22 protein-coding genes are annotated in these 21945 nt (G+C 46.8%); 13 read left to right on the top strand and 9 right to left on the bottom strand.

Going from position 1 to position 21945, the window contains the following annotated elements:
• Position 1 precedes the first annotated feature (1 nt).
• From SD53_RS01080 to SD53_RS01070, 3 genes are all read left to right on the top strand, one after another.
• Entirely contained in the window at positions 2-2155 is a 2154-nt protein-coding gene (locus tag SD53_RS01080) for a winged helix-turn-helix domain-containing protein (protein ID WP_046518338.1), read from the top strand.
• A 94-nt stretch (positions 2156-2249) separates the two neighbouring features.
• Complete coding sequence (locus SD53_RS01075) at positions 2250-2456, top strand: hypothetical protein (protein ID WP_046518337.1); 207 nt, start codon at positions 2250-2252, stop codon at positions 2454-2456.
• Positions 2457-2523: 67 nt separating this feature from the next.
• Positions 2524-4620: a winged helix-turn-helix domain-containing protein gene (locus SD53_RS01070; protein WP_046518336.1), complete on the top strand. Its 2097-nt coding sequence runs from the start codon at positions 2524-2526 to the stop codon at positions 4618-4620.
• A 3-nt stretch (positions 4621-4623) separates the two neighbouring features.
• Here SD53_RS01070 and hemL read toward each other — a convergent pair whose 3' ends face one another.
• From hemL to SD53_RS01050, 4 genes are all read right to left on the bottom strand, one after another.
• A complete protein-coding gene (gene hemL, locus SD53_RS01065; protein ID WP_046518335.1) occupies positions 4624-5910 on the bottom strand; it encodes a glutamate-1-semialdehyde 2,1-aminomutase in 1287 nt (428 codons plus the stop codon).
• 74 nt (positions 5911-5984) lie between these two features.
• Positions 5985-6989 (bottom strand): aspartate carbamoyltransferase, encoded by a 1005-nt coding sequence (locus tag SD53_RS01060; RefSeq protein ID WP_046518334.1) that lies wholly within the window; start codon positions 6987-6989, stop codon positions 5985-5987.
• A 90-nt stretch (positions 6990-7079) separates the two neighbouring features.
• Complete coding sequence (locus tag SD53_RS01055) at positions 7080-7511, bottom strand: CopD family protein (protein WP_046518333.1); 432 nt, start codon at positions 7509-7511, stop codon at positions 7080-7082.
• On the bottom strand, positions 7511-9214 hold the full coding sequence (locus SD53_RS01050; RefSeq protein ID WP_046518332.1) for a chloride channel protein: 1704 nt from the start codon (positions 9212-9214) through the stop codon (positions 7511-7513). Before SD53_RS01050 ends, SD53_RS01055 begins: the two co-directional genes overlap by 1 nt.
• Before the next feature lie 94 nt (positions 9215-9308).
• Between SD53_RS01050 and SD53_RS01045 the strand changes: the two genes are divergently transcribed.
• The 3 genes from SD53_RS01045 (at position 9309) to SD53_RS18910 (ending at position 11044) form a co-directional block, all read left to right on the top strand.
• Positions 9309-10043 (top strand): DUF6776 family protein, encoded by a 735-nt coding sequence (locus SD53_RS01045; RefSeq protein WP_125060834.1) that lies wholly within the window; start codon positions 9309-9311, stop codon positions 10041-10043.
• Between the two features lie 47 nt (positions 10044-10090).
• Positions 10091-10432: an iron-sulfur cluster insertion protein ErpA gene (erpA, locus tag SD53_RS01040; protein ID WP_046518331.1), complete on the top strand. Its 342-nt coding sequence runs from the start codon at positions 10091-10093 to the stop codon at positions 10430-10432.
• 366 nt (positions 10433-10798) lie between these two features.
• Positions 10799-11044: a helix-turn-helix domain-containing protein gene (locus SD53_RS18910; RefSeq protein ID WP_046518330.1), complete on the top strand. Its 246-nt coding sequence runs from the start codon at positions 10799-10801 to the stop codon at positions 11042-11044.
• Positions 11045-11072: 28 nt separating this feature from the next.
• On the opposite strand, the gene SD53_RS01030 is transcribed toward SD53_RS18910, so the two are convergent.
• From SD53_RS01030 to SD53_RS01010, 5 genes are all read right to left on the bottom strand, one after another.
• The gene (locus SD53_RS01030) at positions 11073-12395 is read right to left on the bottom strand and encodes an AmpG family muropeptide MFS transporter (protein ID WP_106693117.1); all 1323 of its coding nucleotides are present in this window, start codon (positions 12393-12395) and stop codon (positions 11073-11075) included.
• Positions 12396-12449: 54 nt separating this feature from the next.
• Positions 12450-12770, bottom strand: a complete 321-nt coding sequence (locus SD53_RS01025) for a hypothetical protein (RefSeq protein WP_046518328.1) — start codon at positions 12768-12770, stop codon at positions 12450-12452.
• A 67-nt stretch (positions 12771-12837) separates the two neighbouring features.
• Complete coding sequence (locus SD53_RS01020) at positions 12838-13443, bottom strand: peptidylprolyl isomerase (protein ID WP_046518327.1); 606 nt, start codon at positions 13441-13443, stop codon at positions 12838-12840.
• A 3-nt stretch (positions 13444-13446) separates the two neighbouring features.
• Positions 13447-14025, bottom strand: a complete 579-nt coding sequence (locus tag SD53_RS01015) for a YajG family lipoprotein (protein WP_241481728.1) — start codon at positions 14023-14025, stop codon at positions 13447-13449.
• Between the two features lie 2 nt (positions 14026-14027).
• The gene (locus SD53_RS01010; protein WP_046518326.1) at positions 14028-15167 is read right to left on the bottom strand and encodes a methyltransferase; all 1140 of its coding nucleotides are present in this window, start codon (positions 15165-15167) and stop codon (positions 14028-14030) included.
• Positions 15168-15199: 32 nt separating this feature from the next.
• Between SD53_RS01010 and SD53_RS01005 the strand changes: the two genes are divergently transcribed.
• The 7 genes from SD53_RS01005 (at position 15200) to SD53_RS00975 (ending at position 21935) form a co-directional block, all read left to right on the top strand.
• Positions 15200-15823, top strand: coding sequence for an alpha-ketoglutarate-dependent dioxygenase AlkB family protein (locus SD53_RS01005; protein ID WP_046518325.1), 624 nt, complete (start codon positions 15200-15202; stop codon positions 15821-15823).
• Between the two features lie 123 nt (positions 15824-15946).
• Complete coding sequence (locus tag SD53_RS01000) at positions 15947-16288, top strand: BolA family protein (RefSeq protein WP_046518324.1); 342 nt, start codon at positions 15947-15949, stop codon at positions 16286-16288.
• A gap of 189 nt (positions 16289-16477) precedes the next feature.
• The gene (gene fabV, locus SD53_RS00995; RefSeq protein ID WP_046518323.1) at positions 16478-17671 is read left to right on the top strand and encodes an enoyl-ACP reductase FabV; all 1194 of its coding nucleotides are present in this window, start codon (positions 16478-16480) and stop codon (positions 17669-17671) included.
• Positions 17672-17992: 321 nt separating this feature from the next.
• Positions 17993-19327: a Na(+)-translocating NADH-quinone reductase subunit A gene (locus tag SD53_RS00990; protein WP_046518322.1), complete on the top strand. Its 1335-nt coding sequence runs from the start codon at positions 17993-17995 to the stop codon at positions 19325-19327.
• Positions 19328-19329: 2 nt separating this feature from the next.
• Entirely contained in the window at positions 19330-20535 is a 1206-nt protein-coding gene (locus SD53_RS00985; RefSeq protein WP_046518321.1) for an NADH:ubiquinone reductase (Na(+)-transporting) subunit B, read from the top strand.
• Positions 20528-21316 (top strand): Na(+)-translocating NADH-quinone reductase subunit C, encoded by a 789-nt coding sequence (locus tag SD53_RS00980; protein ID WP_046518320.1) that lies wholly within the window; start codon positions 20528-20530, stop codon positions 21314-21316. Before SD53_RS00985 ends, SD53_RS00980 begins: the two co-directional genes overlap by 8 nt.
• Positions 21309-21935 carry an NADH:ubiquinone reductase (Na(+)-transporting) subunit D gene (locus SD53_RS00975; RefSeq protein ID WP_046518319.1) on the top strand — a complete coding sequence of 209 codons (627 nt, stop codon included), beginning with the start codon at positions 21309-21311 and terminating at the stop codon, positions 21933-21935. Before SD53_RS00980 ends, SD53_RS00975 begins: the two co-directional genes overlap by 8 nt.
• The last annotated feature ends 10 nt before the right edge of the window (positions 21936-21945 follow it).

Genomic DNA, 21945 nt, shown 5'->3' with positions numbered 1-21945 from the left:
TATGTCGTTCAGGCCAGAGAAACAATTAAAAGTTGAAGAGTGGTGGTATTTGCCACAGCTGGATAAGCTGGCAAAACTCAACAACAGGATGGAAGTCAGTCAGGTGGCTGACCTCGATCACCTGTGCCAAAGCGTATTAAATTTTTTCCTGCTCAACCCAGGCCGTCTGATCAGTAAAGAAGAACTGTTAAAAGAAGTCTGGCAAATGACTTCAGTCACCGATGGTCGAGTGGCCAGAGTGATCAGTATTTTGCGTGACGTATTAGGGGATGATGTTAAATCCCCCCGTTATATCGAAACTATTCCAAAACGGGGCTATCGCTTTATTGCCAAAGTGATAGAGCAGGAGCAATTAATAGCACAGCCCTCTGATGCTCAGGACGCAGCTCAGACTAGTGCGGAGCGAAAAATTAATCGGATCTGGTGGGCCGGATTAACCGCCGCCACCCTGGTGATTGGTCTTTTGGCGGGCTGGTTGTTTTTTCCCTCAGAGTCAGAGCTGGACAAGCAGGCACCATTTGTCAACTGGAGCCCGGTATCTTCGTTAGATGGTTATGAATATTACCCAGCTATCTCACAAGATAAAAATTTCTTAGTCTACAGTTATCAAAAAGGTAAAGATCATTCCAACGTATTGATGTTGCAAAATTTGCAGAGCCATCAAACCCAACAGTTGACTCAAAGTGATGCCGATGATTATGGCGCCAGTTTCAGGCCGGATGGCAAAGCCATAGCCTATCAGCGGCTAAAATACCGTGAATCCTGTGAAATCCGCTTATTAACTTTTTTAGGTGAACCCGGCCTCTCTGCCACTGAAGATAAATTATTAACCTCCTGTGGTGCAGGCAGCACATCCACACGTATTTCCTGGGCTCCTGATGGAAAGTCTTTGTTATTCAGCAGCGACGAAAATAGTAAACAGCGTATGGCTATTTTTTCTCTGGATATTGCCTCAGGTAATAAAACTCAACTGGTTTTGCCGAGCAATTCCGGGATGGGAGACTTCACTGCCCGCTACTCTCATAGTGGCGATAAAATTGCGTTTTTACGAGATGTTGCCAGCAATTCAGTGCAAATCTGGATCATGGATTTAAATAGCCGAGAAACCTCGTTATTACTGCATCTGAAGCATAGTTATCCCGGCGATATTGCCTGGAGTCATGATGATAAACAGATTTATTACCCAGCCCGTAAGTGGAATATTGAAAGTGTAGATGTGAATACGTCTGAACAAACAACCATTGCATTGACCAACAATCAGGCTTACGAGATAGCTTTGGGTTTAGATAACGAGTTTTATGGCGTAGTGGGTCGTTATGGCAATTACTATATTAAAAAATTTAATAACCCTATTACTAACCCTGTTGCTTCAGAACAAATAGTTTTTAAATCGAATCGCAGTGAAAGGTTAGTGGAGGCCAATCCGACTTTGGATGGACCAACCGCTGCCGTGTCTAAACGCACAGGGTTGTCGCAGATCTGGTTATTTTACCCGGACGGTAAACAACAGATGATTAGCCAGTTTGAAAGCCCTGTAGTAATTTCGGATCTGGAGTTTTCGGACGACGGCAATCAACTGCTGGTTTTACTTGACCAGGAAGTTTGGCTGTTTGATTTAACAGGACGAGCTAAAAGGATCAGTGCAGAAGGCGAAGTGGTTAAAAATTTAAGTTGGGGCCCGCAAACCGACAGTATTTTTTATACCGTGAATGACAAAGGCAGTTGGCAGGTCATGTCTTACCAATTGAACTCGGAAAAACAACCTGCAGTTTATCTTGATGAGGTTGATTTATTTGTGCAAAGCAAAGTCAGTAATCATCAGTTAAAACGCAGTACAGTAACAGGCCGCTATAGTATTTTGACAGAAAAGGGCGAAGAGCTTTTAAGTGATGAAGTGCAGCGACTGATTTTTGCGGAGTCTTCTACTTTTTTATTGCGGGAAAATGGTCTGTATTTTTCCGCTATTAATGATCAGCAGCAAAGCCAGTTGTATTTTTATGCCTATAAGGATAAATCATTGACCCCTCTGGCTTTAGTGTCTGATTTGTATTCATCGCGCTTCTCGTTAAGTCACGATGGGCAATACATTTATATGGTGATAGGGGAGACTCAGGATTTAGATATAGCTAAATTAGAGCTAAAAACCATAAAATAATCATTAATTTATAATAATTTCATCAGTTTATGATTCTTTCAGCACCTGATACTGCAGTGGTCACATTCAACCACTCCAATCGGGATACAACGTTATGAAACTGATTAAATTTATTGCCGCTGTCGCTTTAGTTGCTTCAACCTCTTTGATTTCAGACGGTAACGCTACTGCTGCCGATCAAGCACAAGCAATTGCAGGCGTATGTCCTAACTGGCCATATTGCCGCGATGTCGATTTTTCTGAGCAGGCTACAGACACACCACAACATCTGACAATCAACGCCCTTCGTAAGGCAGTTTAACTCCTGTACTCTACTTTTCGTCTGAATTGGTTATAATCCGCCTACTTGTTTATGTAGGCGGACCCTTATGCAACATACGGCAGACTACCTGACCTTTGGTCAATGGCGGTATCTGCGTACCATCGGACAACTTCAGCCTCTGTCAGCGACTGCTGAGCCGGAGGTGCTGACGTTGGAGCCACGGCTGCATAAATTATTAAACTTCTTTCTTGATCACCGCGATTTGGTGGTCAGTCGTGAACAAATTCTGTCCGGAGTCTGGGGCGAGGGATTGGGCTCCGACGAATCTCTGACCCGCGCTATAGCGGCGTTGCGGCGAGCTTTGCAAGACAGCAGGGTGGAGCCGACTTATATCGCTACTTTGTCAAAAAAAGGCTATTGCTGGCTGGCTCCTGTTGCTGAAATTGATCTACCTCCTGTAATTGAATCCGCGGTAAGTACAACAAGCGACAGCAAAGCTGATTTACTCAGCACCCAAAAAGCGATAGAGAACTGGCATCACACCAAGCAAAATAAATTAAAGCGGATCCGCTACATCTGGTTTAGCACACTACTACTGTTACTTTTTAGTCTGGGTTTTGCGTTGTTACTCAGTAAGATGAATGAGAAGGCAACTTTGCCCCGTTATTTACAGGTGACGCCTGTCAGTGCATTGGATGGTAAAGAACAAAGCCCGTTGTTGTCAAATGACCATTCTTTATTGCTGTTTCAGCATCAATTACCAAACAGCACCAGTTGGCGCTGGGTTGTACAGCAATTTCCTTCGATGCAGTCTACGCATGATGAACAAAGCTATCAGTGGCTTTCTCAGCCACACTGGCTGAATTCCGAGCAGATTATTTTTCGGGCGCAGCAAGGGCAAGACTGTGCCTTTTGGCGTCAAAAAGTAAAACATGGTTTTTCGGCTGCAGTGCCACTTTTTTCCTGCCATCAGTTCAGTGCCGCAGGACAGGCTATTACAATGGATGGCCTGTACTGGCTGGATTTAGATCCTGCCACAGGACAAACTCAGCTTTGGTTATGGCAGGAAGATTCATCTCAACGTTTGTTGATGCAGTTCCCGGCGCAGTGGCGCGGTATCAGTCATTTGATTGCCAGAGACAAAAAAGCTTATGCGTTGGCGCAAACAGGTTACAGCTATTCTGCCTTGCTGGAACTGGATCTGACGGATTTAAACTGGCGGGTGATCACTGAGTTTGATTTTAGTGCCAATCAACTGGCCTGGTGGGGAGAGCATGACTTACTGGTCAATAAGTCTGCTCAGCAACTGCAGGTCTTGTCGCTGCGCACCGGGAACAGCAGGTTGTTTGGTGAGATGACCTTTAATCTGGCAGAAAGCTCCGTTTGGCAGCAATCCTTGTTAGCTGTTTATCCGGCTCAGGCTGTCACCGACATCCGTCAGTTGCAATGGCAAGAACACACTAGTCAGTTTGTTACTGCACCTTTTGCCGAGAGTAACAGATCGGAATTTTTACTGCAGGCACATCATGATGAGTATTATTTTGTGTCAGACCGCTCAGGCTTACCGCAGATCTGGCGTTCGCAGGGACAAAACACTCAGCAAATCAGTCAGTTTAAAACCCAGCGGACGATTCAGCAGTTGCTATGGTTTAATGACCAATTGTTGTTGCTTATCGACAGACAGCTATTTGCATTTACAGAGCAATCGACAGAACTCGTCGCATTTACAGACAAATTGCCCGGCAGTGAGCGTTTTATCGTCTGCGATAATACTTTGTATTGGACCTCGTTTGATCAGAGGGGCTGGGCTCTGAATCGCCTCGAGCAAGGTAAGCCTGAGGTGTTGCTCAGAGATATTGTTAATGTTGAGTGTGGGCCCGGTCAGAGCTTGGTGTTACAACAGCAGGATTCATTGTATCTCAAGCAGTGGCAGCAAGGGCAAACTATCAGCTTGCCGGTGCAAATGAACTGGCGCAGTACCGCAGCATCGGCCTGGGTGGCGACAGATACAGGTTTATATTGGCTGTCAGGCAGTGGCACTGTGCTTCATTATTACCAGTGGACAAGTCAGCAACAGCAACAATGGCCCTTGCCGCAAGTGGCGCAGGCATTAATTGCAGGTCATGACGGTACTTTGTTTGTGCAACAATTCAGGGCTCAGGACACCGACATTGTCTGGTTGCATCCTGAGCCTGTGGAATAAGCTTTAGGCTTTGAGTTGGACAAAGGCTTTTTTGGCCGCCGCTATAGTGTATGCAAGATCGTCATCACTATGAGCTATCGACAGAAAGCCTGCTTCATATGCTGAAGGTGCCAGATACACCCCTTGCTCCAGCATCAGATGGAAAAAACGTTTAAAAGCATCGATATCGCACTGAGTGGCTTGTTGGTAGTTGCTGATCTGCGTTTCTTTGCTGAAAAACACCCCGAACATACCGCCGACCTGAGTGGTGGCTAGTGGAATACCTGCTTCTTTAGCCGCCGCTGCTAAGCCTTCAATCAATTGGCTTGTTTTGGCTGTAAGTACGTCATACAGACCCGGCTTACGGATTTCATTCAAGGCCGCTAAACCAGCCGCCATAGCGATAGGATTACCGGATAAAGTACCGGCCTGGTAGACACCACCTAAAGGCGCTATGTGCTGCATAATATCGCGACGGCCACCAAAGGCTCCAACCGGCATACCACCGCCGATGATTTTGCCTAAAGTCGTCAGATCTGGTTTGATGTTGTAATACGCCTGGGCACCCCCTAAAGCGACACGGAACCCTGTCATCACTTCATCAAAAATCAGTACAGTGCCATACTGATCACAAAGTGCACGTAAACCCTGTAAAAAGCCCGGTGCCGGTGGTATGCAGTTCATATTGCCCGCAACCGGCTCAACAATGATACAGGCCAGATCAGCGCCTTGTTCAGCAAAAATCTGCTTCACTTGCTCTAAGTTATTAAACTCAGCGGTTAGAGTATATTTGGCAAAATCAGCAGGTACACCCGGCGAGTTCGGCACACCTAAAGTTAAAGCGCCAGAACCTGCTTTGACCAGCAATGAATCTGCATGGCCGTGATAACAACCTTCAAACTTTAAAATGCTGTTACGGCCAGTAAAACCACGGGCTAAACGAATAGCACTCATGGTCGCTTCTGTACCAGAGCTGACCATACGTACCATTTCCATGCTGGGCACTAACTCACAAATTGTTTCCGCCATAGTGATTTCAGCAGGGCAAGGGGCGCCAAAACTTAAACCTTTTTCCGCCGCTTTGACCACAGCTTCACGGATAGCCGGATGATTATGACCCAGCAACATTGGCCCCCAGGAGCCTATGTAGTCGATGTATTTTTTGCCATCCACATCATACAAATAAGCCCCGTTGGCGCTGTCGATAAAGACCGGTGTACCCCCCACGCTTTTAAAAGCGCGAACAGGTGAATTAACACCTCCCGGAATAGTTTTTTGGGCTTGCTGAAATAACTGTGCAGACTTGGACATAAACGATCCTTAAAACGAAACCTTTAAAACAAAGCCGGGCCCAGAGCCCGACTCAGACAGAGCTGTGTGGTCACTTACTTATTGCTGAACCAGGGCACTTCCCGTTCATACTTACTGACGAGCTGCTCCACACCTAAAGTTAAAGCAAACAGCGCCATACGAACTAACACACCATTATCAGCCTGGCGGAAAATCGCCAGATTCGGGTTCAGGTTTAAGTCGTTGTCCAGTTCATTGGCTTCGATACGGGAATCCCGTGGCAGCGGATGCATAATGACGGTGTTGGATTTGCAGTGTTTGGTGTAAATATCCTGATTCAGACGGAATTTACCGCGGTATTTATTGGCCTCTTCCTGTGAAGGGAAACGCTCTTCCTGAATACGGGTTTGATAGACAATATCGGCATTCAGGTTTCCTGCCAGTTGATCGGTGATAGTCACCCTGTGACCGGCATTTTCAATCAGAGACACAATATCATCCGGCATCGCCAATTCATTGGGTGCGATCAAGGTGAACTGAATGTTTTTATACAAGGCTAACAGCTTCGATAAAGAGTGCACTGTACGACCGAATTTTAAGTCACCAATCATGGCAATATGCATACCATCTATAGGTTGTTCAGAGGCCGCCAGCTCTTTTTCAATGGTGAACAAATCAAGCAAGGCTTGAGTGGGATGTTCGTTGGCACCATCTCCACCGTTTAATACCGGCACACGGCTGCCTTCGGCAAACTCAGCCACAGAACCAGCCTGCGGGTGACGCATCGCAATCACATCGCTGTAGCTGCTGATCACCCGGGCCGTATCAAACAACGACTCGCCTTTGGATAACGCTGAGGACTGCATGCCTGTGGTTTCGCGAACTTCACCGCCTAACAGATTAAAGGCACAACCAAAGCTGACCCGGGTTCTGGTGCTGGGCTCAAAAAACAGATTTCCCAAAATCGCACCTTCGAGCACTGTCGTGCGCTTTTGCCGTTTGGCGTAAGGTTCCATGCTGCGGGCAATATCAAAAACCTGCTGAATTTTGTCACGGTCAAACTGTTTGACGGAGAGGATGTGTTCGCCTTTAAAGCTCATACTGGGTGCTCATCTGCTAGAGGTTGCGGGGGCGCCGAAACTGGCTGAAAGTCGGCGCACATGATAGCAAATAAGGTGCTTTAAATCAGCCTACAGCGGCTTTAAAATCGCCAGAAAAACAATAGCGAATAGCAGCAGCACAGGAAACTCATTGAAAAAGCGATAAAACTTACTACTTTTGCTGTTTTTCCCCAGCTTAAAGTCGTTTAACAGCTTAAAACAATAGCCGTGATAAACATACAGCAGACTAACCAGTGCTAACTTGTAATGCAGCCAACTGCTTGCGGCAAACCAGGTAGCACCATACAGATAAATCAGCCAGACACCAAATACCAATGTCAGTAGGGCAAAAGGGCTGACGAAGTACAGTAAGCGCCTCTCCATCACTTTAAACTGGACATCGACAGCCGGATCTTTGTTGTCAGCGTGGTAGACGAACAAGCGGGGCAGGTAAAATAGACCTGCGAACCAGGCCACCATAAAACTGACATGTAAGGCTTTAATAATCAGTACTGTATTCATCAGATTAAATTGTTCTGCTTAGTTAAAAGAGCACGAACCTGTTCCCAACGGATCAGGCCCAATACTTGCTCTGGCTGTTGTGGATCGTAAATGTACACGACTCCGGCTTTTTGTTCATCCAGCAGCGTATGCACTTCCGCCATCGTAGCCTGATGACTTAACCCCTGCAGTGGCTGACGTAACAGGGTGGCCTGTCCTGTCATTGACGCTTCCAAATCGTAATCAATCAACAGGAAAGGCTGCTCTGGATCATCTGTTTTCTGCAGCAGTAATTGATGAGCTGGTTTGTCGGCCAGGAGGGTGTCAATTTTATCCTCCTCCGACGCTGAGAGCAGCAGATACTCTTTATCCAGCATAGCCAGCACGCCGACTTTTTGCAGCACATCATCTGCAGGCGCCAGTTTGTAGGGCAATTGTTGCAACTCCAGTTGCAGTACAAAAATCGATTTGTTTTTAAATAGCTGCACTGTGGTGACATAAGCGCAGGTAATCACCAGCATGGCGGGCACTATGATATCCGGATTGTAGGACAGCTCCATCACTGCCACCAGGGCGGCCAGAGGCGCGTGTAAAGTCGCAGCCATAAAACCAGCCATACCCAAAGTGGCATAGGTGCCGGATAAACTGGCCTCTCCTGACACAACTACCGGTAAAAAAGCCAATAAAGTTCCGGCTACAATGCCTATACCAAAAATGGGACCTACCACTCCTCCGGGGACCGCAAGCCCTACGGCTACCACTGTTAACACAAACTTGGCCAGTAGAATGGTAAGTAATAACCAAAATTCATTAGAGGCTGTCACGGCATAAAAAATAGCACCTGTCTCAGCTCCCATCGCCTGAGGCACTACATGACCTATAGCCGCAGTAATACTGGCAGCTAACAACAACTTGAGCGCCAGATGCCATTTCTGAAACCATTTTAAAATGCGCCAGATACTTTGGTTAAAGACATAAGCGCCGGCGCCTATGGCGATACCGCACAGCACCAGATAAGGCAGATGCCAGCCACTGATGGAGATAATCTTCAGTGCCGCCAAGTCGTTGCCCATACCAAAGACCCCCCGGGTTAGTAGCGCTCCAACCACGGACGCCAGCATCACAGGCACAAAGACATGAATCCGATACTCCCGCAATACCACTTCCATCACAAAAATGACCGCGGCCAGCGGGGTGTTAAAAGACGCAGAAATGGCGGCGGCGATACCACAGCCTGCCAGAATACGAATACTGTTGTAAGGCAGGTGTAAATATTGTCCCAGTAATCCTGCGCCAAAAGCGCCCAAATGTACCGAAGGACCCTCACGGCCAACGGAGAAACCGCTGCTTAGCGCTATGATGCCGCCAAAAAACTGATTGAAAGTATTCCAGAACGGCATAACTCCGTAGCGAGTTTTAATGCGGTGGATCACATAAGAGATGCCCATACGGTAATGACTCAGTCCGACTAACATCGCCATGATGCTGATCAGTCCGGCTGCAATAAAGGGCAAAGTCCAGCGATAGCCTTCTGCTATCCCCGAAAAGTCGTCGGTACGTTCCAAAAAGAAACTTTGGATGCCAATAATAGTCAGACGAAACAGCAGAATGATCAAAGCGGCAAGTAAACCAGCCACTATGGCCAGCAGGCATAATTGTACTGACGTAAGAGGGAAAGCTAACCGAAGTCGTAATTTTGCTTGCCAGTCCGCTGGTAGTAACATGCTATAGTGTCTGAGTCCCGGATGGGTAAAGTGTAACATATACCCACGCGAATTGAAGTTCTGGCATTTCGGGTATCACTAATTGAGTAGATTGATGAATCGTATGAAGTTTTTGCTCTGGCTCAAAGGGAGTTGGAGACAAGTGTTGTTAAGTGCAGGTCTGATGGGGCTGGCGGCTTTGGCCGGACAGATAGTTGGTAATTACTATTATGTACAGCAGGTAAATCTGTTGTCGTTAAAACTGGAAGAAAGCCAGAAAAAAACCGATAGTCTGACCGCCAGTCTGAACGAGCAGCTCAAACAAAATGACTATCTGACGGCTGAACTGGCGGTAGAAAAAAGCGCAGGACAGTTGATCCAGCAGGAGTTAAAAGCCGAGCAGCAAAAGCTATTTGATACCCGTAAGGATTTAGCATTTTATCAGCGTATTATCTCCCCCGAGCTGCAGGCCGACAGTCTGATTATTGATAGTTTCAGTATTAGTCCGGGTACGGCAGCCGATAAATTCAGATTTAACCTGGTGTTGATTCAGCAAGATAAACAACGCAACTTTGCCAAGGGCACTGTTGATTTGAAACTTCATGGTTTTGTCGGCGACAAACGCAATACAGTCGATTTGCTGCAGTTAGCCGGGTTTAGTAAAAGCGATAAGGCCTTCAGCTTTAAATATTTTCAGATCATTGAAGGCGAGTTCTCGCTGCCTGAAGCCTTTAAACCTGAAAAGATTGATGTGGCGCTAAAGGTTGCCGCAGCCCGCTCTGCCAAGTCAGCCAAAGTGGACAAGAGCTTTTTCTGGCCAACAGAACAGCCCGGCGAAATACTTGAATAAATTAGTCAGGTATTAGATAATCCGCGCCCAGTTATACCGGAGGACACATGTCAGAGTTACAGCTTCCAATTCAGTTTACAGACGCCGCAGCCAATAAAGTATTGGCCCTGGTTACCGAAGAGGAAAACCCTGAGTTAAAACTGCGGGTTTACATCACAGGTGGCGGCTGTTCAGGCTTCCAATACGGTTTTACTTTTGATGAAAAAGTAAATGAAGGTGATTTGGTTGTCGAAAAAAATGGCGTGGTCATGGTGGTTGATCCGATGAGCTTGCAGTATCTGGTCGGTGGTGTGGTTGATTACACAGACGGCCTACAAGGCAGCCGTTTTGTCGTGCAAAACCCCAATGCAACCACAACCTGTGGTTGTGGTTCGAGCTTTTCCGTCTAATACTCCTGCAATTCATCCCGTTATAAAAAGGCTTCTGCACTGCAGAGGCCTTTTTAGTTTTTGTGCTCTGGTCATTTTGTTCAGCCGGCAGTCAGACCTGTTGTGGAAACATGATTGCAACAGACTTGCATTCATTGCTGTACTGTAAGCAAAACTGTTCGTTCCTGTAATTGCTGCATTTCGATGAATCGACAAATACAGGCTCGAAGTGGCTACTTTTTCAGCCGCACAACTGTACGCTCTGAACAAGCTATGGTTTAATGAAATGCTTTTTTTGCTTATTGGGACATTCCCTAAGCTTTTGGATTTTTTGGCAGGAAGTTTAAGTCGTAAACAAAAGGCGTTCGCACGCCGGGAGAACAACAAATGAAAGGTACTAAAAGCGTTATTTCAGATGAGAATAAAAGATTGTGTGTATGGCTGAAGCGCCAGCGCCAGGAGAAAGGCCACACCATGCGTAGTCTGTCTGAAATTTTGGGCACTCCACATTCCTTTATTGGTAAGGTGGAAAACCAGGAACGTCGTCTTGATGTGGTTGAATATGTTCGTTATTGTCAGGCTTTAGCTATTGATCCTATGGATGGATTAAAGCAAGTGTTAACTGAAGCTTAAGTTGCTTCCATCCGGAAAAAACGCCGCATCATTGCGGCGTTTTTTTTATCAGAACCACACAAAGCACAATAGCGGGCAGGCCCATCAGCGCTGTCATAACAAAAAAGGCCTGATAGTCCATCACTTCAACCCAACCTCCGGAAAATCCACCAAGGAATTTAGGTAATAACAGCATCAGGGAACTAAAGAGTGCGTATTGGGTTGCGGTAAAAGCCAAATTGACCAATGACGACAGATAAGCAATAAAGGCGCTGGTTGCTATGCCTGCACTTAAGTTGTCTGCAGAGATCACTGCGATTAACAACGGAATGTTGTGTCCTTGGGTACTCAGATAACAATAAAGCAAATTGGTACATGCACTAAGCAAAGCTCCCAGCAATAATATTCGTAAGGTGCCAAAGCTGTTGATCAGTAAGCCTCCCACTGCTGCGCCGAGCAAAGTCATCAGGACGCCGAATATCTTCGATACACTGGCCACTTCCTCTTTGGTAAATCCCATGTCGACATAAAACACATTGGCCATCACTCCCATCACTACATCAGAGACGCGATAACAGGCGATTAAAGTTAAAATCAACACTGCATTCAAACCATGGCGGCTAAAAAAATCGATAAAAGGGCCTATAATCGCCACTTTCAGCCAATTGAGCAGCTTGTGCTGGATTGAGTTTTCGCTCCCGGTTTGGGCTATCTGAGATTCAGCAACAGGTTCTGGAGACAGCAAAGTCGTCAGCAAACCCAGAGCCATACAGGCAGCCATCACCAGATAAGTCGATTGCCAGGCCTGAAGATCGTAGCCCGTGTTTTCGCCACTGAATAAAGCCGCAATCCACAAAGTACCGGCTGAAGAAAAGATCATCGCCAGCCGGTAACCTGCTAGATAGGCGGCTGCCAGCGCGGCTTGCAAACGCTCTGGTGCCGCTTCAATTCGGTAAGCATCTATCGTAATGTCCTGAGTTGCTGAGGCAATAGCAAGCAAAACAGCGCACAAAGCCATCCATTGCAATTCTGTTTGTGGGTCCAGGCTGGCCATCAAAATGACCGCCAGTATAATCAGGCTTTGCGACAGCATCAGCCAGCTACGTCGTCTGCCAAGCCAGTGTTTCAGACCAGGCAGGCTGAAATGGTCAATCAGTGGTGACCAGATAAATTTGATGGCATAAACCATAATCACCCAGCTGAAGTAGCCAATTTGTTCACGTGAAACTCCGGCTTCCCTGAGCCAGAAAGATAAAACTCCAAACACCAGCATCAAAGGTAAACCACCGGAAAAACCCAGAATAAAAATGGTTAACACCCGGCGCTGACAGTAAATTTTTAAGGAAGAGAACAAGGCAGCAATAGCAGACAAGACAGCAGTCCGTGAAAAAAACATGAAACCAGCTTACAGCTTCAATAAATTAGATCAAGGTCTTACACCGACACAATGACAAGGCAACTGGCCGTAGCCATGCAAAAAGCTCAGACAATAGCGCAATTCGCGGCGTATATGAGCATTTTGTTTCAGTTCAGGTTCGGACCAGTATTCAATTTGATACAGCAAATACCAGAACACCTGCTCGCGCAAGGTTTCAGGACGCCAGCTTTTCACCCGTAGCTGCGACCACTCTTCCAGCGTATCCCAAACAAACAAATGCAGTTCCCTGTGAGGTAAATGGCCACGCAGGAAGCGGGATAGGTAAAAAATCAACTGACGTGATTTTTGTTCAATAAAGGGCTCTAACATAGGTCTGATCCCTGTCAGAGCTGGCACCGCGCCAGCTCTGTGCGCTCAGAGCAAGTATAGTCAGGCTTTATTGTTCTGGCTGTAAAATCACCTGTTTTAAGATGATGGGCTGCTTAGGTACATTTTGCCAACCCGTTTTTTCGTCGGTATGGGTTTCCAGCAGCTTTATTTTCTCCAGCACTTCAAAGCCATCCTGAACTTGACCGAAGACTGTGTAGCCCCAGTTTTTACCCGGGTCCAGACTTGGGTTATCGTTCAGATTAAAGAAGAACTGACTCGTGGCGCTGTGTGGATCATTATTCCTGGCCATGGCGATACTGCCAAACTGGTTTTTGGCGCCATTGCCCGACTCATTGAACACGGCCGGAAACTCCTCTATCGCCGCCATATCCGTTTTGTAGCCGCCGCCTTGCAGCACAAATTCCGGTTCCAGCCGGTGGAATACCGTGTTGTCATAGGCTTTGATATTGACGTAACTCAGGAAGTTGTTCACAGCCAACGGCGCTTTGGTTCTGTCCAATTCGACCAGGATGTCACCTACTGAAGTCACCAGCTTCACTTTAGGAAACAAGTTGTTTTGCTGCACGTACTTACCTGTTGGCTTTTTCATATCAACAGCAGCCACGGCAGAGAGTGAAAACAGTGTAAGCAGAGCTAAAGTGATCAGACGCATAACTTAACCCTTTACGTACGGGTGCCAGCTGCTGTCATTCAGCAATTCAGCCAGCACTTGTTCGGTTAATACCCTTAATTTTACTTCTGCGGCAGCGTTATCCAGTTTAAACGGACCGGAGAAGCTACTTTTTCCTGCATACACTTTATCGAATGAGCCATTATGGTTTTGGATTTCGATACGCAGTTCAACATCATTTTTCACCAGATGCTCTACAGTGCGTTGATCGGCGTCGGCAGATAATTTCAGGATTTGCACTGTCATGGTGGTGACACTGCTGGAGGTTAGTTTTGCACCTTGTGCCGTAAACGCATCTGTCAAAGTAGATTCCAGTTGCTGTGCCAGATTATTGCTAGTGGGCAGACTGGTGACAGAGGTCCCTTTGCGCAGAAATAAGGTTTGGTCAGAAGGACGCTGGTCCACTACTGTTAACACAAACTCAGCACCGGCCAGGGTTTTGCTCTGGTTCCAGAACACCTGAGGGGTGACCAGAAAAGACGATGAAGTGCTGCTACAGGCGGCGAGAGCCAAACTGAAAGCTACCAGAGCCGGACGTAAAAAAGGACGCATCAGAGCGGTCATAGTTATTTCCTTTTGGTTGATTCGAGGATCACAAATTTGTTATTGCTGGCTATGTGGCGGCAACCACCCAGCAGTACTGTCATTTTTTCGTAATAAGGTAAATGCCGGTTGGCGACAATACGTAACTTACCACCTGCCTTTAAGCAACGTTTGGCGTCATTAAACATCTGCCATGCAATATGTTCTGTCACCGCCTGCTGCTGATGAAAAGGCGGATTACAAATCACATAATCCAGCGTCTGATCTGCCTGACTGGCCAGGCAGTCATCGACTCTGAACTCAGCCTGAGCTAATAGTTCAGGCATATTCAGCCTCAGTGACTCTTGTGCTGAGGCGACAGCCATATAGGAGTCGTCGGTAAAAAGCAGTTTCGCGGCTGGCTGTTGTTTTAGTAAGGCCAGTCCAAGTACACCATTACCACACCCCAAGTCCGCGACTACCGCACCTGCTTCCACTGTTGGTAGGTGTTCCAGCAGAAAACGTGCGCCTATGTCCAGTTGCTCTTTGGCAAACACATTGGCGTGATTCAACAGAGTCAACTGTAGCTCTGGCAACTGCCAACGGATAGGGTAGGTCAAAGCACGGGCCCCACCGCGGGGTATACAGTGAATAGTCCGGCATTTTTTCTCAGCGAGAGACGCTCGGGTTGGCCCTAATTCCTGCTCAAATAGAGCTAATAAATTTTTATGGATGTCTTTGGCTTTGGCGGCGGCAATAACCACGGTGTCGGGCCGTACGACCCGGCTCAACTGTTGCAACATAAAACGCAGGTAACCATGGTTATTGGGCACTTTGAGCAGCACCAGATCCAAGTCTGCAGGTAAAGCCGTAACACTGCTGAGAAAATTGACGGCGTCTGCTGATAAGCCGTTTTGTTGCCTGTTGTGCACTGTAGCTTGCTGGCTTACTACCGAATCGTTGTGCTGACTGTGCGGATAATCACCCAAAGCACAGGACAAAGCGCCAAACAAGTCGTGCATCACTGCCACCTTTAAGTTAGTGCGTTCGGCGAGCAACGGCAGAGCCTGTTGCAGCAGTAACTCATCGGCTGCATCCCAGGCTTGTAAACTGCGGTTGTTTTGCCCCAGTGGTAATCTGTCCAACCGCAGTTGCTTGTCAGCGACGGTAAAAATAGTATTCATGCCATTCAACTAAAAGAAGAGAAGGTGGTATTTTGACACGAGCACACCAGAGCGACAACCATGGATCGTTGCAACACTTTGCATTACCCCAAGCAGAACTGTTGTTTTGGCCAGACTGGTTGTCAAAACACCAGGCCGATGGCTGTTATCAGCAATTGGCGCAGCAACTTCACTGGCAGCAACCTGCAATAAAGATCTTTGGAAAAGCAGTACCTATTCCGAGGCAACAGGTGTGGATGGGAGAGCCGCACTGTAGTTACAAATATTCGGGCGTGTTGTTTGAGCCTGAAGCCTGGCATCCGCTAGTGAAACAACTTACAGACCAGGTGAATAAACTTTGCCAAAGTCGTTTTAACGCTGTGCTGCTGAACTGGTACGCCGATGGGCAACAGCATATGGGCTGGCATAGTGACGATGAGCCTGAGCTTGGGGATGAGCCGCAGATCGCTTCTTTGAGCTTAGGTCAGCCGCGTTGTTTTGATTTAAAACACAAGACCTTGGGTATACAGCTTAAACTCGAACTGGGACATGGTTCTTTGCTGTTAATGGCAGGACAATGTCAGGCGTTTTGGCAGCACAGAGTACCGAAAAGAGCCGCAGCTACAGCGGGGCGCATAAACCTGACTTTCCGTGAAATCAAGCAAAAAACAACTTAATTATATTTTCTCTATGCCAGCAATCGCTTAGCGGCTTTTCCTTCACTTTTACAAAAAAGCAGGCTGACAAGGGGCGATGCCTTAACTAGAGTAGAGAAGAGGGAGCAATAAAGGGGTTCAGCTATGTTGGTTCATACCGCAATAGAACAGAAGTTATTAAGCGCATTTGATCCTGTGTTCCTTGACGTGGTCAATGAAAGCCATATGCACAGTGTGGCACCGGGTTCACAATCACATTTTAAAGTCGTGATCGTAACAAACGCCTTCGAGGGCATGAGATTGTTAAATCGCCATCGAGCTGTCAATGCCGTGGTGGCAGAGGAGTTAGCTGAAAAAATTCATGCGCTCGCTTTGCATACATACACTCCAGCAGAATGGTATGAGTATTACGCCGAAAAACCACCTGCTTCACCTAAATGTTTTGGGGGCAGTAAAAGAGAAAAAACCGCCTTACCAGAGTCCTGAACTCTATTCGGGGCCGAAGTACAGACACCAAGCGCCGCAAGGCGCTTTTCCATTGCTGCGGCCTGGTTTGCCGCTACACTAAGTTCTTGTTTTTCCACCCTTACTGCTGCTATTTTTGCTGATCAGACCTGTTTTTTAAGCTAACGGCTTAAACTAGCTGACAATTTTCAACCAACAATAGGTTTTGTTATGGTTATCCAACCTAAAATTCGTGGTTTTATCTGCACCAACGCGCACCCGACGGGCTGTGCTGCTCATGTGCAAGAGCAAATTGATTATGTCAAAGCCAAAGGCCCTGTGGCCGCTGGTCCAAAAAATGTACTGGTGATTGGCGCTTCAACAGGCTATGGCCTGGCTTCCCGTATTACTGCCGCTTTTGGCTCAGGGGCCAAAACCCTGGGTATCTTTTTTGAAAAAGAGCCGACAGAAGGCAAAACAGCCTCTGCTGGTTGGTACAACACTGTGGCTTTTGAACAAGCGGCCACGGCCGCAGGCTTGTGGAATAAACATCTGAACGGAGATGCTTTCACCGACGAGTTGAAATCTCAGGCTATTGATCTTATCCGCCGTGAGATGGGCAAAATTGATTTAGTGGTTTACAGCCTGGCCGCACCCCGTCGTAAAGATCCGGTGACAGGTGAAGTCTACAGCTCGGTATTAAAACCTATAGCTCAGGCTTACACTGCTAAAACACTCAATACCAGCAAACGTGAGATTGAAAATGTTTCTGTTGAGCCAGCATCTGAGGAAGAAATCTTCAATACAGTGAAAGTGATGGGTGGTGAAGACTGGGAGCGCTGGCTGGATCAGTTACAGGCGGCAGGTGTACTGGCGGAGGGCTGTCAGACGGTAGCTTACACCTACATTGGTAAAGAATTGACCTGGCCAATCTATGGCAAGGCGACCATAGGTAAAGCCAAAGAGGATTTAGATCGCGCTGCTGCGGCTATTACGCAGAAACTGGACTTAGTAAAAGGTCATGCTTATGTCGCCTCATTAAAAGCCTTAGTGACACAAGCCAGTTCAGCTATTCCTATTATGCCGCTGTACATTTCCTTGTTGTACCGCGTGATGAAGGAAGAAGGTACCCATGAAGGCTGTATTGAACAGATTTATGGGTTATTCCAGCAGGCACTGTATAACAATAGTCGCAGCTTAGACGAGGCGGGGCGCCTGCGTATGGATGGTAAAGAATTGTCAGACCATATCCAGTCTGCAGTCAAAGAGTTGTGGGGGCAGGTGACTACAGAAAACATCGACGAGCTGACCGACTATAAAGGGTATCACAACGAGTTTTTGCGGTTATTCGGTTTTGGTTACAGCCATGTCGATTATGACGCCGATGTAGACGCATTGTTGCCACTGAATAATTTAGTGCAATAATTTTGCAAAGCCGCGTGATGCGGCTTTTTTCTTGGTTTATCTCTGGTTTTGTGCTGAGTTGTCAAAATTTGGTTGCTCCGAAGCTGAGGCCAAAGGCAAAGTTAAAAAACTTGTCTACACTGAGCTCAAGTCGGCTGAAATGCCGGATAATTTTGTTGATTAACATAGATAGCACTTATGTTTAGTGCTAGAATCCGCGACTTTGGTACGTGTATCCGCCACCTGCAACAGAGGTTAGGCTGTTGAGGTCCCGGATGCTACGCGCGGCGAGCAGCCGATAAACCAGGCCCTGTTTCTTCCCGTTAAAAAGTGCAAGTACGTATGATAAAAATCAAAAAAGGATTGGACATTCCCCTTGCGGGCAGTCCCAAACAAGACATACATGATGGTCCGTCCATCAAACACGTTGCTGTACTTGGCGAAGAGTACGTCGGTATGCGTCCTACAATGCTGGTAGAGGTTGGGGATCGTGTGAAAAAGGGTCAGGCTCTTTTTGAAGACAAAAAGAATCCTGGCGTATTTTTCACGGCGTCTGTTGCCGGTACAGTGAAAGAAATCAACCGCGGTGCTAAGCGCGTGTTGCAGTCTGTTGTGATTGAAGCTGATGGTGACGAAGCTGTCACTTTTGATTCATTCTCCGCTGCAGAACTTGCTTCGTTAACTGTTGAACAAGTGAAGAAGAACTTAACAGCTTCGGGTTTGTGGACTGCGTTACGCACCAGACCATTCAGCACTTCGCCAGCCGTTGACAGCACACCAAGAGCTATTTTCGTCACAGCCATAGATACTAATCCACTGGCTGCTGATCCGACTGTAGTCATAGCGCAGCGCAGCACTGACTTCAGCAATGGTTTAACAGTGTTGTCCCGTTTGTCAGATAAAGTCTATCTGTGTAAAAAAGCGGGTGCGTCAATTCCATCAGTTCCTGCAGTGCAGGTTGAAGAATTTGACGGTCCACATCCTGCGGGTTTACCAGGGACTCATATCCATTTCCTCGACCCTGTCAGCATTAAAAAAGTGGTTTGGCATATTAACTATCAGGACGTGATTGCGATTGGTGCACTCTTCACTTCAGGTCAACTGAATGCAGAGCGCGTGATCTCTTTAGCCGGTCCTGTAGTGAAAAATCCACGTTTAGTGAAAACAGTGCTGGGAGCTTCAGTTGCTGAAATGACTGCAGGTGAGCTGCAAGAAGGTCAGAACCGTATCATTTCTGGTTCTGTATTAGCAGGTGCAGCAGCAAATGGCGTGCACGGATATCTGGGCCGCTTCCACAACCAGATTTCTGTGCTGGCTGAAGGCTATGACAAAGAGTTTATGGGATGGGCTATGCCTGGCGCTCAGAAGTTCTCTGTTACCCGTGCGTACTTATCGCATTTAAATCCTAAGCGTCTGTTTAACATGACCACAACTACCAACGGTTCATCACGTGCTATGGTTCCGATCGGCAACTACGAACGTGTGATGCCACTGGATATACTGCCAACGTTACTTTTACGTGATCTGTTGGTGGGTGATTCAGATGGTGCAGTCTCTTTAGGTTGTTTAGAGCTGGATGAAGAAGATTTGGCATTATGTACCTTTGTTTGCCCTGGTAAATATGACTATGGCGTAGCATTGCGTGATTGCCTGACGACTATCCAGAAGGAAGGCTAAAAATGGGTTTAAAACATTTTTTAGAAAGTATTGAGCCGCAGTTCGAAAAAGGTGGCAAATACGAAAAGTGGTACGCTTTATACGAAGCGATAGCGACCGTACTGTACACCCCTGGTCTGGTGACCAAAAAGGGCACTCACGTACGTGACAGTATTGATCTGAAACGTATTATGATTTTTGTCTGGTTAATGTTATTCCCGGCACTGTTCTTCGGTATGTTCAATATCGGTCATCAGGCGGTGATCGCACTGCAGGCTGGTTTTGGTACACCGGATACCTGGCAGGTGGCTTTGTTCCAGTTACTCGGTGGTGAATTGACTGCTGAATCTGGCTGGGGCAGCAAAATGTGGTACGGTGCCTGCTGGTTCCTGCCTATTTATGCCACTGTGTTTGTGGTGGGTGGCTTCTGGGAAGTGTTATTTGCTTCAGTGCGTAAGCATGAAGTCAACGAAGGCTTCTTTGTTACCTCTATTCTGTTCTCCTTAATTCTTCCTGCTTCTATTCCACTGTGGCAAGCCGCTTTAGGTATTACCTTCGGTGTGGTTGTAGCAAAAGAAGTCTTTGGCGGTACAGGCCGTAATTTCTTAAACCCAGCCTTAGCCGGTCGTGCTTTCCTGTTCTTTGCTTACCCTGCTCAGATTTCAGGTGACAAAGTATGGACTGTGGCTGACGGTTACTCTGGTGCGACCTGGTTATCGAAAGCTGCCAATGGTGAAGTATCTGACTGGTCAATCAATGCTCAGTGGTGGGATGCGTTCTACGGTTTTATCCCAGGATCGGTCGGTGAAACATCCTTCCTTGCACTGATGATTGGTGGCTTGGCGTTAATTTATTTCCGTATTGCCTCATGGCGTATTGTATTGGGCGTGTTGGCCGGCACGGCTGTTTTTGCCACTATGTTCAATATGATTGGTTCTGAAACCAACGCGATGTTTGCTATGCCTTGGTACTGGCATATTGTGTTAGGCGGTTTTGCAATCGGTATGTTCTTTATGGCCACTGACCCGGTTTCTGCGTCTTTCACTAACACTGGTAAGTGGGCTTACGGTTTCCTGATCGGTTTTATGGTGGTGATGATCCGTGTGGTTAACCCTGCCTATCCAGAAGGTATGATGTTAGCTATTTTGTTCGCTAACTTATTTGCACCGTTGTTTGACTATATGGTGGCTCAGGCGAACATCAATCGGAGGCTTGCCCGTAATGTTTAGTAATAACGATAGTATTGGCAAAACCTTCTTTGTGGTTATTGCTTTATGTTTGGTATGTGCTGTTTTTGTGGCGACTTCAGCGGTTCAGCTGCGGCCAAAACAAACTGAAAATAAACTGTTAGACGCCCAGAAAAACATTCTGGTCGCCACAGGATTGTTGTCAGGTGACAATGTCAAAGAGCTGTTTACTAAGCATATTCAGGAACGTCTGGTCGATTTGAACACAGGTGAGTTTGTGGACATGGACCCGGCTAAATACGATTACCGTAAAGCAATGAAAGCACCAGAAACCAGTATCAAACTGGATGGTGCTGAGGATAAAGCCTCTATTAAATCGCGTGCTAACGTAGCTCCGGTTTATTTTGCATACAATGACGGCATCGAGTCGGGTAAGTTGTCCGCTATTGTCCTGCCTATCCATGGTTATGGCTTATGGTCAACTATGCATGCGTTTTTGGCTTTGGACAAAGATGGTAACACCATCAAAGGTCTGAACTATTATGAGCATGCCGAAACTCCGGGCTTGGGTGGTGAGATCCAGAATCCGAAGTGGGTTGCTCAGTTTGTTGGTAAAAAGTTATTTGATGAAGCCGGTAATCCAGCGATCAAAATTCTGAAACCAGGCAATGCCGTCGCAACTTCAGCTCATGATGTCGATGGTTTATCAGGTGCCACCTTAACCAGCAACGGCGTACAATACACCTTTGAGTTTTGGGCTGGCGCCAAAGGCTTTGCGCCTTTCCTGACTAAGGTTCGTGATGGAGCATTAAACAATGGCTAGTGCAAAAGAAATTAAAACACTCGTCTTCGGACCTGTTTTTGCTAATAACCCTATCGCATTGCAAGTTTTAGGTATTTGTTCTGCGCTGGCTGTAACGACTAAGTTGGATAAAGCTTTAGTTATGGGTATAGCCCTGACTTTGGTGACGGCATTTTCGAGCATGTTCATCTCGATGATCCGTAATCATATTCCATCCAGTGTTCGTATCATTGTGCAAATGACCATTATTGCCTCACTGGTTATAGTGGTGGATCAGGTCTTAAAGGCCTTTGCTTACAACGTAGCTAAAGAACTGTCAGTATTTGTTGGTCTGATTATTACCAACTGTATCGTGATGGGGCGTGCTGAAGCTTATGCAATGAAAAGCCCACCATTAATGAGCTTTTTAGACGGCATAGGTAACGGTTTAGGTTACACAGTGTTACTGTTGATCGTAGCCTTTATTCGTGAACTGTTTGGTTCTGGTACTGTATTTGGTGTAGAAATTCTGCCTCTGATCAGTGCCGGTGGTTGGTATCAGCCTATGGGTCTGTTACTGATGCCTCCAAGCGCTTTCTTTATCATCGGCTTGTTCATCTGGGTTCTGCGGACATTCCGCCCGGAACAGGTTGAGAAGTAAGGAGACAGAA

The organism is Rheinheimera mesophila (assembly GCF_000986865.1).
GTDB lineage: Bacteria > Pseudomonadota > Gammaproteobacteria > Enterobacterales > Alteromonadaceae > Pararheinheimera > Pararheinheimera mesophila.
The sequence above is the reverse complement of the archived record's forward strand: the minus strand, read 5'-3'. Positions and strand labels throughout refer to the sequence as shown.

Excerpts from the sequence above, each read along its gene's own strand:
- SD53_RS01080 (WP_046518338.1), top strand. The coding sequence starts at position 2 with ATGTCGTTCAGGCCAGAGAAACAATTAAAAGTTGAAGAGTGGTGGTAT.
- SD53_RS01075 (WP_046518337.1), top strand. The coding sequence starts at position 2,250 with ATGAAACTGATTAAATTTATTGCCGCTGTCGCTTTAGTTGCTTCAACC.
- SD53_RS01070 (WP_046518336.1), top strand. The coding sequence starts at position 2,524 with ATGCAACATACGGCAGACTACCTGACCTTTGGTCAATGGCGGTATCTG.
- hemL (WP_046518335.1), bottom strand. The coding sequence starts at position 5,910 with ATGTCCAAGTCTGCACAGTTATTTCAGCAAGCCCAAAAAACTATTCCG.
- SD53_RS01060 (WP_046518334.1), bottom strand. The coding sequence starts at position 6,989 with ATGAGCTTTAAAGGCGAACACATCCTCTCCGTCAAACAGTTTGACCGT.
- SD53_RS01055 (WP_046518333.1), bottom strand. The coding sequence starts at position 7,511 with ATGAATACAGTACTGATTATTAAAGCCTTACATGTCAGTTTTATGGTG.
- SD53_RS01050 (WP_046518332.1), bottom strand. The coding sequence starts at position 9,214 with ATGTTACTACCAGCGGACTGGCAAGCAAAATTACGACTTCGGTTAGCT.
- SD53_RS01045 (WP_125060834.1), top strand. The coding sequence starts at position 9,309 with ATGAATCGTATGAAGTTTTTGCTCTGGCTCAAAGGGAGTTGGAGACAA.
- erpA (WP_046518331.1), top strand. The coding sequence starts at position 10,091 with ATGTCAGAGTTACAGCTTCCAATTCAGTTTACAGACGCCGCAGCCAAT.
- SD53_RS18910 (WP_046518330.1), top strand. The coding sequence starts at position 10,799 with ATGAAAGGTACTAAAAGCGTTATTTCAGATGAGAATAAAAGATTGTGT.
- SD53_RS01025 (WP_046518328.1), bottom strand. The coding sequence starts at position 12,770 with ATGTTAGAGCCCTTTATTGAACAAAAATCACGTCAGTTGATTTTTTAC.
- SD53_RS01020 (WP_046518327.1), bottom strand. The coding sequence starts at position 13,443 with ATGCGTCTGATCACTTTAGCTCTGCTTACACTGTTTTCACTCTCTGCC.
- SD53_RS01015 (WP_241481728.1), bottom strand. The coding sequence starts at position 14,025 with ATGACCGCTCTGATGCGTCCTTTTTTACGTCCGGCTCTGGTAGCTTTC.
- SD53_RS01010 (WP_046518326.1), bottom strand. The coding sequence starts at position 15,167 with ATGAATACTATTTTTACCGTCGCTGACAAGCAACTGCGGTTGGACAGA.
- SD53_RS01000 (WP_046518324.1), top strand. The coding sequence starts at position 15,947 with ATGTTGGTTCATACCGCAATAGAACAGAAGTTATTAAGCGCATTTGAT.
- fabV (WP_046518323.1), top strand. The coding sequence starts at position 16,478 with ATGGTTATCCAACCTAAAATTCGTGGTTTTATCTGCACCAACGCGCAC.
- SD53_RS00990 (WP_046518322.1), top strand. The coding sequence starts at position 17,993 with ATGATAAAAATCAAAAAAGGATTGGACATTCCCCTTGCGGGCAGTCCC.
- SD53_RS00985 (WP_046518321.1), top strand. The coding sequence starts at position 19,330 with ATGGGTTTAAAACATTTTTTAGAAAGTATTGAGCCGCAGTTCGAAAAA.
- SD53_RS00980 (WP_046518320.1), top strand. The coding sequence starts at position 20,528 with ATGTTTAGTAATAACGATAGTATTGGCAAAACCTTCTTTGTGGTTATT.
- SD53_RS00975 (WP_046518319.1), top strand. The coding sequence starts at position 21,309 with ATGGCTAGTGCAAAAGAAATTAAAACACTCGTCTTCGGACCTGTTTTT.